This is a genomic window from Paraburkholderia sp. ZP32-5 (genome assembly GCF_021390495.1).
Taxonomy (GTDB): Bacteria; Pseudomonadota; Gammaproteobacteria; order Burkholderiales; family Burkholderiaceae; genus Paraburkholderia.
The window spans coordinates 1,293,507-1,306,522 of the sequence record NZ_JAJEJP010000003.1 but is presented as its reverse complement, the minus strand read 5'-3'; the positions used below and the strand labels follow the sequence as shown (position 1 = coordinate 1,306,522).

General features: G+C 63.9%; 12 protein-coding genes and 1 pseudogene. 12 read left to right on the top strand and 1 reads right to left on the bottom strand.

What is annotated here, in order from left to right:
• The first annotated feature begins 3 nt into the window (after window positions 1-3).
• From L0U82_RS38340 to L0U82_RS38295, 10 genes are all read left to right on the top strand, one after another.
• Window positions 4-912, top strand: a complete 909-nt coding sequence (locus L0U82_RS38340) for an ABC transporter ATP-binding protein (protein ID WP_233839044.1) — start codon at window positions 4-6, stop codon at window positions 910-912.
• Between the two features lie 64 nt (window positions 913-976).
• Window positions 977-1,750 carry an ABC transporter permease gene (locus tag L0U82_RS38335; RefSeq protein WP_233839394.1) on the top strand — a complete coding sequence of 258 codons (774 nt, stop codon included), beginning with the start codon at window positions 977-979 and terminating at the stop codon, window positions 1,748-1,750.
• Window positions 1,751-1,776: 26 nt separating this feature from the next.
• Complete coding sequence (gene leuC / locus L0U82_RS38330) at window positions 1,777-3,189, top strand: 3-isopropylmalate dehydratase large subunit (RefSeq protein ID WP_233839043.1); 1,413 nt, start codon at window positions 1,777-1,779, stop codon at window positions 3,187-3,189.
• A 10-nt stretch (window positions 3,190-3,199) separates the two neighbouring features.
• Window positions 3,200-3,793, top strand: coding sequence for a 3-isopropylmalate dehydratase small subunit (gene leuD, locus L0U82_RS38325; protein ID WP_233839042.1), 594 nt, complete (start codon window positions 3,200-3,202; stop codon window positions 3,791-3,793).
• 51 nt (window positions 3,794-3,844) lie between these two features.
• On the top strand, window positions 3,845-4,876 hold the full coding sequence (locus tag L0U82_RS38320) for an ABC transporter substrate-binding protein (protein WP_233839041.1): 1,032 nt from the start codon (window positions 3,845-3,847) through the stop codon (window positions 4,874-4,876).
• 25 nt (window positions 4,877-4,901) lie between these two features.
• Window positions 4,902-5,675, top strand: coding sequence for an aldolase/citrate lyase family protein (locus L0U82_RS38315; protein WP_233839040.1), 774 nt, complete (start codon window positions 4,902-4,904; stop codon window positions 5,673-5,675).
• A gap of 14 nt (window positions 5,676-5,689) precedes the next feature.
• Complete coding sequence (locus tag L0U82_RS38310) at window positions 5,690-6,763, top strand: amidohydrolase family protein (RefSeq protein ID WP_233839039.1); 1,074 nt, start codon at window positions 5,690-5,692, stop codon at window positions 6,761-6,763.
• A gap of 11 nt (window positions 6,764-6,774) precedes the next feature.
• Window positions 6,775-7,803: an ABC transporter substrate-binding protein gene (locus tag L0U82_RS38305; RefSeq protein WP_233839038.1), complete on the top strand. Its 1,029-nt coding sequence runs from the start codon at window positions 6,775-6,777 to the stop codon at window positions 7,801-7,803.
• Between the two features lie 9 nt (window positions 7,804-7,812).
• Window positions 7,813-8,856 carry an amidohydrolase family protein gene (locus tag L0U82_RS38300; protein ID WP_233839037.1) on the top strand — a complete coding sequence of 348 codons (1,044 nt, stop codon included), beginning with the start codon at window positions 7,813-7,815 and terminating at the stop codon, window positions 8,854-8,856.
• A gap of 49 nt (window positions 8,857-8,905) precedes the next feature.
• On the top strand, window positions 8,906-10,384 hold the full coding sequence (locus tag L0U82_RS38295) for an NAD-dependent succinate-semialdehyde dehydrogenase (RefSeq protein WP_233839036.1): 1,479 nt from the start codon (window positions 8,906-8,908) through the stop codon (window positions 10,382-10,384).
• A gap of 80 nt (window positions 10,385-10,464) precedes the next feature.
• On the opposite strand, the gene L0U82_RS38290 is transcribed toward L0U82_RS38295, so the two are convergent.
• A complete protein-coding gene (locus tag L0U82_RS38290) occupies window positions 10,465-11,034 on the bottom strand; it encodes a MarR family winged helix-turn-helix transcriptional regulator (protein WP_233839035.1) in 570 nt (189 codons plus the stop codon).
• Between the two features lie 136 nt (window positions 11,035-11,170).
• On the opposite strand from L0U82_RS38290, the gene L0U82_RS38285 reads away from it, so the two are divergent.
• Window positions 11,171-12,742, top strand: coding sequence for a sulfatase-like hydrolase/transferase (locus tag L0U82_RS38285; protein WP_233839034.1), 1,572 nt, complete (start codon window positions 11,171-11,173; stop codon window positions 12,740-12,742).
• A gap of 10 nt (window positions 12,743-12,752) precedes the next feature.
• Window positions 12,753-12,880, top strand: a pseudogene (locus L0U82_RS40060) (IS3 family transposase); the annotation flags it as partial.
• Between the last annotated feature and the right edge of the window lie 136 nt (window positions 12,881-13,016).

Here is a 13,016-nt window from a genome sequence, read left to right as displayed (position 1 = left end):
GCCATGAACCGTTCCGCGTTGATCCAATCCGCGCTGCCCGGCGCGCGGGCGGCGCGCGCAGCTTCCGATACGCGTCGCGCCGACGCGTGGCAGGCACCGGCATCCGCGCCGGCCAGCGCCGCGCTGTCGTTCGAAAACGTCACCTGCACGTTCGTGCATGGCACCAGCAAACAGCGCTATACGGCGGTCGATAACGCGACGTTGAGCATCGCGCCCGGCGAGTTCGTGTCGGTGGTCGGGCCGACCGGCTGCGGCAAGTCGACGTTGCTGAACATGGCCGCCGGACTGCTGTTTCCGTCGTCGGGGAAGGTGCTGAGTTTCGGCCGCGAAGTGACCGGCATCAACCGCCACGCGACCTATCTGTTCCAGGGCGAAGCATTGATGCCGTGGCGCCGTGCGATCGACAACATCTGCGCGGGTCTGCAATTCGCCAACGTTGACCGCGCCGAAGCGCGGGAGCGCGCGGAACTGTGGCTGACGCGCGTCGGTCTCGCGGGACACGGTCACAAGTTTCCGCACCAGATGTCGGGCGGCATGCGCAAGCGTGTCGCGCTCGCGCAGGCGCTGATTCTCGATCCGCCGCTGATCCTGATGGACGAGCCGTTCAGCGCGCTCGACATCCAAACCCGCCAGCTAATGGAATCGGAGCTGCTCGCGTTGTGGCAGGCCGATCGCAAGTCGGTGCTGTTCATCACGCACGATCTCGATGAAGCGATCGCGCTGTCCGATCGCGTGGTCGTGTTGTCGGCGGGGCCGGGCACGCGTCCGATCGCCGAGTTTCCGATCGATCTGCCGCGTCCGCGCGAGGTGTCCGAGATTCGTAATTCGGAGCGTTTCGTCGCGTTGCATACGCAGATCTGGGACGTTCTTCGTGATGAGGTGCTGAAAGGCTATGAACAGAGCAAACGCTGAATCGATGCAAAGCGCGGAGAGCGTCGCGCAGCGCCCCCGCGAGGCGCGGCCCAAGCGCGATCTGATGCTGCTGTGGCGCCTGTTGCTGCTCGCGGCGTCGCTCGGCCTGTGGCAACTGCTGGTGAGCGCCGGCGTGATGCCGGTGTTCTTCTTCGGCGATCCGGGGCCGGTGTTCGTGCAGGTATGGGAATGGTTTCGCACCGGCGAGATCGTGCCGCATCTGTGGGTGACGCTGGTCGAAACCGTGCTGTCGTTTCTGGTGGGGACCGGCGCCGCGGTGATCGTCGGGCTCGCGCTGTCGCTGAACGACTTTCTCGCGCGGCTGCTCGATCCGTTCATCAAGGCCGCCAACGCGATGCCACGCGTGATCTTCGCGCCGATCTTCGCACTGTGGTTCGGCCTCGGCATCTGGTCGAAGGTGGCGCTCGGCACGACGCTGGTGTTCTTCATCGTGTTCTTCAACGTCTTTCAGGGCGTGCGCGAAGTGAGCCCCGTGGTGCTCGCGAATGTGCGGATGCTCGGCGCGAACCGCAGTCAGATGCTGCGCTATTTGTATCTGCCATCGGCGGCGAGCTGGGTTTTTTCCAGCCTGCACAACGCGGTCGGCATGGCGTTCGTCGGCGCGGTGGTGGGCGAGTATCTGGGTTCGGCGCGCGGCATCGGCTATCTGATTCTGCAGGCGGAAGGCACGTTCGATATCAATGCGGTGATCGCCGGCATCGTCGTGCTGACCATCTTTGCGCTACTGATCGACACGCTGGTGACGCGCATCGAGCGGCGCCTGCTGATATGGCAACCGGCGGCGGGCAAGGCTGAAAAAGCGCGCGCCGATAACTGAGTGTCGACAATTAACGGAGACCGATAGTGACCACCCCGCAAGGCAAAACCTTGTTCGAGAAGATCTGGAGCCGTCACGAAGTGGCGCGTGACGACACCGGCCAGAGTCTGCTCTACATCGATAGAAACCTGATTCACGAAGGCTCGCGCAATCCGTTCCAGGTGCTGGCCGCGAAAAATCTGAAGGTGCGCAGGCCCGATCGCACGTTCGCGATGCCCGACCACTACGCGCCGACCACCGGCCGCACGCTCGACGATGTGGCCGGTCCCGAACGGCTCGACATGGTCACGTCGCTGACGCGCAATACGCAGCGCGAAGGCATCGTGTTGTTCGGCATGGACGACCAGCGGCACGGCATCACGCATGTGGTTGGGCCGGAGCAGGGGCTGAGTCTGCCGGGCATGACGATCGTCTGCGGCGACAGCCATACGTCGACGCATGGCGCGCTCGGCGCGCTGGCGTTCGGCGTCGGTGCGTCGGACGTCGCGCATGTGCTGGCCACGCAAACCGTGTGGCAACGCATGCCACGCACGATGCGCGTGACGATCGACGGCGAACTCGGCCGCGGCGTCAGCGCGAAGGACGTTGCACTCGCATTGATCGCGAAGATCGGCGCATCGGGCGCGACCGGCCATGTGATCGAATACACCGGCAGCACGATTGCGGCGATGTCGATGGAAGGGCGCCTCACGCTGTGCAATCTGTCGATCGAGGCGGGCGGCCGGGCGGGAATCATCGCGCCGGACGAAACCACCTTCGCCTATGTGAGAGACCGGCCGTTCGCGCCGGCGGGCGACGAATGGACTCGGCGACTGGCGCAGTGGCGCACGCTGTTTAGCGATCCGGATGCCCGCTTCGACCGCGAAGTGCACCTCGACGCGAACCGTATTGCGCCGATGGTCACGTGGGGCAATAGCGTCGAAGATGCACTGCCGATCACCGGCGCGGTACCCGACCCGGCGACGGTCGACGACGCCGAGCGCGTCGCGGTGATCGACAGCACGCTCGATTACATGGGCCTGCATGCGGGAGAACCGCTCGCCGGCGTGAAGATCGACTACGCGTTCATCGGCTCGTGCACGAACGGGCGCATCGAAGACCTGCGTTCGGCGGCGGCAATCGTCAAAGGCAAGCACGTATCGGCCGGAGTCACTGCGCTGGTCGTGCCGGGCTCGGCGCAAGTGAAGCGCGCGGCCGAAGCCGAAGGGCTCGACCGCATCTTTCTCGACGCAGGGTTCCAGTGGCGCGAGCCGGCCTGCTCGATGTGCCTCGCGACCAACGGCGACACCGTGCCGCCCGGCGCGCGCTGCGCGTCGACGTCGAATCGTAATTTCGTCGGCCGGCAGGGGCCGGAATCGCGCACGCATCTGATGAGTCCGGCGATGGCCGCCGCGGCCGCGATCACCGGGCATCTGACCGACGTGCGTCAATTTCTCTAAGGAGCCGTGCATGCAACCGTTCTCGCGCGTCGAAGCCGTCGCGCTGCCTATCGCCGATTCGAACGTGAACACGGACCAGATCATTCCCGCGCGCTTTCTGCGCAAGCAACGCGCGGACGGCTTCGGCCAGTATCTGTTCCATGATCTGCGCTTCGACGAACAGGACCATGAGCGCGCCGAGTTCGCGCTGAACCGGCCGGCCTGGCGCGACGCGAAAATCATCGTGGCCGGCGCGAACTTCGGCTGCGGATCGTCGCGTGAAATGGCCGTGTGGGCGCTGTCGGACTACGGCATTCGCGCGGTCATTTCCACGAGCTTCGCCGATATCTTCTTCAATAACTGCGTCAGAAACGGCGTGCTGTGCGTGGTGTTGCCGCACGATGCGGTCGCTTCGCTGCTCGCTGCGCTCGAACACGAACCGGGCATGCAACTTTCGATCGATCTGGAGCGTCAACTCGTCAGTGCGCGGGACACGTCCTGGCACTTCGACGTCGATCCTTTCAATCGTAAATGCCTGTTGCTCGGACTCGACGGTATCGATTACACGTTGCGGTTCGCCGACCGCATCGCCGAGTTCGAAGCGCGCGAGCGCGCGCCGTCCTGACGCGCGCGGCTGTACCGCTTGCACCTACATTAAATAAAAGGAGACATTGACATGACAGGCATCTACCGAACGCTGTGCTGCGCGTTGCTGACGCTCGGCATCGCCACGGCCAGCCACGCACAGGGCGCGCTCGAGAAAACCCATCTCGCGATCGCGACCACCGGCTCCGTGATTTCCTACTATCCGTTCGAAATCGCACTCGCGAAAGGCTATTTCAAGGACGAAGGGCTCGACGTCGACCGCAGCATGTACGCGGGCGGTCCGCAGACCTTGCAGGCATTGCTCGGCGGCAGCGCGGACATGGTCGTCAGCGCCTATTCGAATACGCTGACGATGGCCGCGCACGACCAGCACGTGCAGGCGTTTGTGCTGATGATCAAGTACCCGGCCTTCGTGCTCGGCATCACGAAGCAGGGCCAGCAGAAATACACGTCGCTGAAAAGTCTCGCCAGCATGAAGATCGGCGTGACCTCGCCGGGCTCCAGCACGAACATGATTCTCGATGCAATCGCGACGCGTAACGGCGTCGATCGCAAATCGTATTCGGTGATCGGCGTCGGCGCGCAGGCGGGCGCCATCGCCGCGGTCAAGCAGGGGCGGCTCGACGCGCTGGTCGGTATCGATCCGACCATCACGATGCTGACCGATTCGAACGATCTGAAGGTGGTTGCCGATCTGCGTACCGGCAAGGGCGTGATGGATTCGGTCGGTAGCAGCACCTATCCGGAGGGTTCGGTCATCTCGACGAGCGAATTCATCAAGAAGAATCCGCATACGGTGCAGGCGGTCGTCAATGCGATGCTGCGCGCGGAGAAATTCCTGCAAACCGCGACGCCCGAGCAGATCGCCGACGCCTTGCCGAAGTCGTATCAGGTCGGTGATCGCGCAACCTATCTGAAAGCGATCGAACATACCCGCTCCGTCTATTCGACGGACGGCCGCTATGACCCGAAGGGCACCGAAGCGGTGCTGAACGTGCTGGCCGCGGCGGACCCGCAGATCGCGCAGGCACGCAGCAAGATCGACCTGCCGTCGACGTACACGAACAAGTTCGTGGACGCCGCAACGGTGAAGAATCCCTAATTCATCCATCTGGAGACGATTCGACATGCAGCATCCGAACGCATTCAAGACCGCGATCGCGGCACGCCAGCGGCAGATCGGTTTGTGGCTGAGTATGGCCGATAGCGTCGCCGCCGAAATCTGCGCGACCGCCGGCTTCGACTGGTTTCTGATCGATGGCGAGCACGCGCCGAACGACCTGCGCACGATCCTGTCGCAGATGCAGACGCTGGCCGCGTTTGGCGTCGAGCCGGTGGTGCGTCCGCCGATCGGCGAGGCATGGCTGATCAAGCAGTTGCTCGATGCGGGCGCGCGCTCGTTGCTGGTGCCGATGGTCGATACGGCGGAGCAGGCGCGCGAGCTGGTGTCGATGACGCGTTATCCGCCGCACGGCATTCGCGGTGTCGGCGCGCGGATGGCGCGTGCGTCCGGGTACGGCTCGCGCAGCGACTACATCGCGAAGGCCAAAGATGAAATGTGCCTGCTGGTGCAGGTCGAAACGGCATCGGCGTTGGGGCAGATCGAAGCGATCGCGGCCGTGGAGGGCGTCGATGGCATTTTCGTCGGGCCGTCGGATCTGGCGGCATCGATGGGGCATCCGGGCAATCCCGCTCACCCCGAAGTGCGCGCCGCGGTGGAGGACGCGTTGCGCCGCATCGCCGCGGCCGGCAAACCCTCGGGCATCGTGTCGTTCAACGCGGACGATACGCAGCGCTTCATCGATCTCGGCACGATGTTCGTCGCGGTCGGCGCCGATGCCGCGATTCTTGCCGATGGCACCCGCGCGCTGGTGAAGCGGTTCAAACACGCGTCGCAATAAGCGGGGTGCCAGCGATGACTGCCGGCAACACCTCCAATGCAGCGTCCGGTTCCGCCGCGCCGCACGCCACGGTGCGGCCCGAATGGCTTGCGCTGCGCAACGAAGCGATCATCGAGCCGGAGCGGCTGATCGTGGATCCACATCATCACTTGTGGGACCGGCCGGGCGCGCGTTACCTCGCGCTCGATCTGCTCGACGATGTGACGAGCGGCCACCGCATCGCCGCGACCGTGTTTATTCAAAGTCGCTCGATGCTGCGCGCGCACGGCGATCCGGCGTTCGCGACGCTCGGCGAAGTCGAGTTCGCGAACGGCGCGGCGGCGATGGGCGCATCGGGCATCTATGGCGACACGCGGATCTGCGCGGGGATCGTTGGCGCGGCCGACCTCGCGTTGGGCGACGCTGCCGCGCCGGTGCTCGAAGCGATGGTCGCGATATCGGGCGGCCGCTTGCGCGGCATTCGCAATTCGATTGCGTGGCACGATGACGCGTCGGTCGCGTCGACCACCGCGCGCACCAGCGCCGGCATGTTGCTCGATCCGAAGTTCGCTCAAGGCGCTGCGCTGCTGAGCGACTACGGGCTCGCGCTCGACGTTTGGGCCTATCACACGCAACTCGACGAATGCTACGAACTGGCGCGCCGCATTCCGGATGTGACTGTGGTGATCGACCACTTCGGCGGCCCGGTCGGCGTCGGACGTCACGCAGCGACGCCGGACGCGCATACGGCGATGCTGGCCGACTGGCGTGCGTCGATGCAGCGTCTCGCGTCGCTGCCGAATACGCGCGTGAAGCTCGGCGGCGGCGGGATGCCGGTACTCGGCTTTCATCTGGATAGAGACGAACTACCGCCCGCGTCCGAGTTGCTCGCCGATATCCTGACGCCTTACGTCGAGACCTGTATCGAGTTGTTTGGTGTGACCCGCTGCATGTTCGAAAGCAACTTCCCGGTCGATAAGGGAATGTTCAGTTATCACGTGCTATGGAACGCTTTCAAGCGAATTGCCGCTAGCGCGTCCGAAGACGAAAAACGCGCGCTGTTCAGCGAAACGGCCGCCACCACATACCGGCTCGAAGTAGCCGGATAGGAGACAGGATCATGAATCGAGCTCGTCTTGCCGTCGTCACGGCCGCGCTGCTGGCCACCCTGTTGGGCGCACAGCGCAGCGAAGCCGCGCCGCCGCTGGAGAAAACGCATATCGACATCGCCACCGTCGGCGCGGTGATGGGCTATCTGCCCGTCGACATCGCGATCAGCAAGGGCTACTTCAAGGACGAAGGGCTCGACGTCGAACGCAGCATGTTCCCCGGCGGCCCGAAAGTGCTGCAATCGATGCTCGGCGGCACCGCCGATTTCGGTTCCAGCGCGTATTCGAATACGCTGACGATGGCCGCGAAGAACCAGAAGGTCGTTGCGGTTGCATTGATGGCGCGTTATCCGGGCTACGTGTTCGGCATTTCGAGCAAGAGCGCGGCGAAATTCAAATCGATGAAGGACCTGAGCGGCATGAAGCTCGGCGTCACGTCGCCGGGTTCGAGCAACAACCTGGTGCTCGACTATCTGGCCTCGCAGGCGGGCGTCGATCTGAAGAGCTTTTCGGTGATCGGCGTGGGCGCCGAAGCGGGCGCCGCGGCGGCGGTGCGGCAAGGGCAGATCGACGGGCTGATCAGCGTCGATCCGGTCATCACGATGCTGACCGACAGCCACGATCTGAACGTCGTCGCCGATATGCGCACGGCCGATGGCGTGAAGGCCGCGCTCGGCACGTCGCAGTATCCGGAAGCCGCGATCCTGACCACCGCCGATTTCATCGCGAAGAATCCGCATACGGTGCAGGCGGTCGTCAATGCGATCGTGCGCGCGCAGAAATTCCTGCAAACGGCGACACCGGAAGAAGTGACCGCCGCGCTGCCGGTGTCTTATCAGCTCGGCAACCGCCAGGCGTTTATCGCCGCGTACAAGAACTCGCATCCGATCTTCTCGACCGACGGGAGGTTCGATCCGGCTGGTCCGGTGTCCGTGTTCAACATCCTGTCGAAGTTCGATAAGGACCTGGCCAACGCGAAGGGGCGCATCGATATCCCGTCCACGTATACGAACCGCTTTGTCGACGCGGCACCTCATTAGGCCCTTGCCATGCACATCGTCAAGATGCCCCATGTGCCAGTGCGACCCGAATGGCTCGCACTGCGCAGCGAAGCGATCCTCGAACCCGAGTTGCCGATCATCGATCCGCATCATCATCTGTGGGATCGCGCGGGCAGCCGCTATCTGATTCATGAGCTGTACGACGATCTGAACAGCGGTCATCGGATCGTCGCGACGGTCTTTATCCAGAATCGCGCGATGTTGCGCAAGGACGGGCCGGAAGAGATGGTGCCGGTGGGCGAGGTCGATTTCGCCAACGGCGCGGCGGCATTCGGCGCGAGCGGTCTGTATGGTAATGCGCGCGCGTGCGCGGGCATCGTCGCCGGGCCGGACTTGACGCTCGGCGATCGGGTCGAGCCGGTGCTCGAAGCGATGCAGCGCATCGCCGGGCCGCGGCTCGTCGGCGTGCGCAATGCGCTCGTGTGGCATGCGAGCCCTGAAGTGCGTTCGAGCACGATGTCGCCGCCACAGGGGCTGATGGCCGATGCCGCGTTTCGGCGTGGCGTGGCGGCGCTGGAACGCTTCGGTTTATCGCTCGATATCTGGGCGTATCACACGCAGCTTGGCGAGATTTACGACCTGGCGCGCGCCTGCCCTGGCGTGACGATGATCGTCGATCACTTTGGCGGCCCGGTCGGCACTGGCCCGCATGCGGCCGATATGCAGGCCACCTTCGACACATGGCGCGCCGATATGAGGCGGCTCGCCGCGCTGCCCAACATTGTCGTGAAACTCGGCGGCGGCGGGATGCCGGTGCTCGGTTTCAACTTCGAGCGCGAAGAGATGCCGCCGGCCTCCGCGCAACTGGCCGACGCGTGGCGCGGCTATGTGGAAACCTGCATCGAACTGTTCGGCTGCGAGCGCTGCATGTTCGAAAGCAATTTCCCGGTCGATAAAGGCATGTTCAGTTACGCGATCCTGTGGAACGCGTTCAAGCGGCTGGCCGCGCATGCGTCGAGCGCCGAGAAAGCCGCGCTGTTTCACGATACCGCCGCGCGCATCTATCGCCTGGCACCAGGCGCGGGGCAATGAATCTTCCTTTGAATTTTCCTCATCCCACTCTCCCACTCAGGAATCCGCCATGAAGGATTTGCAGTCAGCACTCGTTCGTCCGGAGTTGCTCGTTCCGCTCAATTTCATCAATGGAGAATGGCAGCGCGCGCTATCGGGCGAATCATTCGCGGTTCACAACCCGGCCACGGGCAAGCTGATCGTCAACGTGCCCGATAGCCGCGCCGAGGACGCTCGCGCGGCCACCGATGCCGCGTACCGTGCGTTCCCGATCTGGGCGGAGAAATTGCCGAAGGAGCGCGCGGCGATTCTGCGCAAGTGGCACGAAGCGATCGTTGCCAATGGCGAAGATCTCGCGCGGCTGATTTCGTTGGAGCAGGGTAAGCCGCTGGCTGAAGGGCGAGGCGAGGTCGCTTATGGCGCGTCGTACGTCGCGTGGTTTGCCGAAGAGGCGTCGCGCATCTACGGCGACATCATTCCGCAGCAGCAGCGCGGCAAGCGGATGAGCGCGGTGAAGGAGCCGGTCGGTGTGGTCGCCGCGATCACGCCGTGGAATTTCCCGCTGGCGATGATCGCCCGCAAGATTGCGCCGGCCCTCGCCGCCGGCTGCACGGTCGTCGCGAAGCCCGCGGAAGACACGCCGCTGACCGCGCTCGCGCTGGTGCGGCTCGCGCAGGAAGCCGGCGTGCCGGCTGGCGTGATCAATATCGTCACCGCGTCGCGCGACCATGCGGTGCCGGCTGTCGGCGACTGGCTCGCCGATGCGCGCGTGCGCAAGATTTCGTTCACCGGCTCGACCGCGGTCGGCAAATATTTGGCGCGCGAATCGGCGGGCACGCTGAAGAAGCTGTCGATGGAATTGGGCGGCAATGCGCCCTTTATTGTGTTTGACGACGCGGATCTCGACGCGGCCGTGAATGGCCTGCTGGTGTCGAAATTCCGCAATGGCGGACAGACTTGTGTGTGCCCGAATCGTGTGTATGTGCAAGCGGGTGTGTACGAGCGCTTCGCCGATCTGCTGACCACACGCGTTGCCGCGCTGAAAGTTGCGCCCGCCACCGATGACGCCGCGCAGATCGGTCCGATGATCAACGCCCGCGCGCTCGACAAGATCGCGCGCCACGTCGACGATGCGCTCGCGCACGGCGCGCGCGTGCTGACCGGCGGCAAGCGTCTGAACGAGATGGGGCCCAACTATTTCGCGCCGACCGTGCTCGCGGATGCGACCGCGGACATGCAGCTGTTCAGCGAGGAGACCTTCGGGCCGGTGGTACCGCTGTTCCGTTTCGACGACGAAGCCGAGGCGATCGAAGCAGCCAACGCGACACCGTTCGGGCTCGCTGCGTATTTCTATAGCCAGGACCTGCGGCGTATCGATCGGGTGTCGCGGCTGCTGGAGTCGGGCATCGTCGGCGTCAACGAAGGCGCGATCTCGAGCGAGGCGGCGCCGTTCGGCGGGGTCAAGGAATCGGGCTACGGGCGAGAAGGGTCGCGTTATGGGCTCGATGACTATATGTCGCTGAAGTATGTGTGCCAGGGTGGTTTGTAGCCGGAGCGGCGGGGTGATCCCCGCTGCTGTCCTGTGACTGACACGGCTGTTGAGCCGTGTCATCCGTTATTCGTCAATCGCTATGCGTCGCCTGAATCCTGTTGCGTGCCGCCATTGCGTTCTATCTCACGCCGCGTTAGTTCCTGAGCGCGGCCTTCGAGCTTGCTCATCAGCACTTCGAGCTGGCGCGCTTCGTCGTCGCTCAGACAGGCGGCGAATTCCACGTTGTATTGGCGGCCGGCCGCATGTGCCTGCTCGTAGGCCGCCTTGCCTGGCTCGGTGAGCCGGAGCGCAGACACGCGCTTGTTCGTCGGTAGCCGGGTATTGGCCAGCAAGCCGCGTTTGACGAGCTGCGTCACGCAGCGGCTCGCGATCACCGTATCCAGCCCGGTCAGTTCCGCCAGCCGCGTCAGGCTCAGGTCGGGAAATTGGCCCACGAACGCCAGAATGCGCCAGTCGCGCCGGCTCAGGCCGATCTCGCGGCGGAACATCAGCCCGACGCCCTGAACCGCGATGCGCGTCAGATTGTGCAGCCGGTACAGCAGGAATTCGTCGATATGGCCGGGTTGTTTCAGGCGCGGCGTGGAGGGTGTTGGGGGCGCGGGGGCCTTCTTGGATGGCGCGGCAGGCGCGGAGGATGAGCGCGGCACGGGTCGATCGTCCGGGAAAGTAGAAGGCCATTATGCGCGATTGTGCAACCGCACATACGTTTGATTAGGTCAATCGTGCCGCCGTTCTCTAGCATCGAAGGCATTTACGTTTTCGATTCCATCCGGACGGTATCCCATGACAGCTATCCGCAACGTGCTTTTCATCATGTGCGACCAGTTGAGGCGCGATCACCTCGGCTGCTACGGGCATCCATATTTGCGCACGCGCAATATCGACGCGCTGGCCGCGCGCGGCGTGCGGTTCGATAACGCGTTCGTCAGTTCCGGCGTGTGCGGGCCGTCGCGCATGTCGTACTACACCGGCCGCACGATGACGAGCCACGGCGCGAACTGGAACCGCGTGCCGCTATCGATCGGCGAAATCACGCTCGGCGAGTACCTGCGCCGGCATGGCCGCTCGCTGGCGCTGGCCGGCAAGACGCACGTGCGGGCCGATATGTCGGGCATGGAGAGGTTCGACATCACGCGCGATAGTGCACTCGGCGCGCGGCTTTCGGCGGGCTCGTTCGTTGAGCTAGACCGCTACGACGGCCATCATGAGCCGGGCAGTGAAAGCGGCTATCCCGCCTGGTTGCGCGCGCACGGTTACGCGAGCGAGCGGCCGTGGACCGACTACGTGATCAGTGTCGAAGACGACGCCGGCGAAGTCCGCTCCGGATGGAAGATGAGCAATGTGCGCTGGCCGTCGCGCGTCGCGGAGCCGCACTCCGAAACCGCGTACATGACCGATCAGGCGATCCGCTATATCGAACAGCAGGGCGATGAGCCGTGGGCGCTGCATCTGTCGTATGTGAAGCCGCATTGGCCGTATGTCGCGCCGCGTCCGTACCATGACATGTATTCGCTCGATCAGTGCCTGCCGCTGGTGCGGCAACGCGCTGAACTCGACAACGCGCATCCGGTGCTGGCCGCTTATCGGCAGCACGAGGAGAGCGTCAACTTCGCGCGCGATGAAGTATCGAATACGGTGAGGCCTGTGTACCAAGGCTTGATTCAGCAGTTGGACGATCACCTCGGTCGCGTATGGGAAACGCTCGACAAGCTGAACCGCTGGGACGATACGCTGATCGTGTTCACCGCCGATCACGGCGATTTTCTCGGCGATCATTGGCTGGGTGAGAAGGAGCAGTTTTACGACACCGTGCAGCGCGTGCCGATGATCGTCTACGATCCGTCGCCTGACGCGAACGCGACGCGTGGAACCTCGGAGGCGCGGTTCACCTCGTGTATCGATGTGGTACCCACCGTGCTGTCGGCGCTTGGATTGCCCGCGTATGAAGAGCGGATCGAAGGTAAATCGCTGCTGCCGCTGATGCGCGGTGCGCTAACGCATGAAGACGGCTGGCGCAATTACGTGGTCTCCGAACTCGACTACAGTTTTCGCGGTGCGCGTTTGACGCTCGGGCGTGCGCCCGGCGAATGTCGCGGCTGGATGGTGCGCGATGCGCGGTGGAAATACGTGCACTGGCTCGACTATCGTCCGCAGTTGTTCGACCTCGAAGCGGATCCGGACGAGTTCGTCGATCTCGGCGCGGATCGCACGCATGATGCGGTGCGCGCGCGGATGCATGCGAAGCTGGTTGATTGGCATGGTTCGCTGAAACAGCGGGTGACGATTGATGATGCGGGTGTCGAGATGCATACGAATACGCATAAGGATTGGGGGGTGTTTTTTGGGGAGTGGTGAGGGGAGGCTTGAGGCGCGTTCGCGTTTAATTGAATACGTCGACGTTTTTTATCGCCGCGATTGTCGTTATTCGTGGCGCTCGGCTTCATGTCGCCAACCGGGTTCATGCAAGACTGGTCTGTGGCTCAGCGGACATAGGACGCGGCTGCATGGCCCGGGCTTTCGGGCGGCGAAAACTTTGTCGCGGCTCTCGCACTCGCTGGCCGCACGCGGAATGTCTATCGATGGTAACGACAACACCGTAAGCGATATCGATGGCCACGCCAGAAAGCTC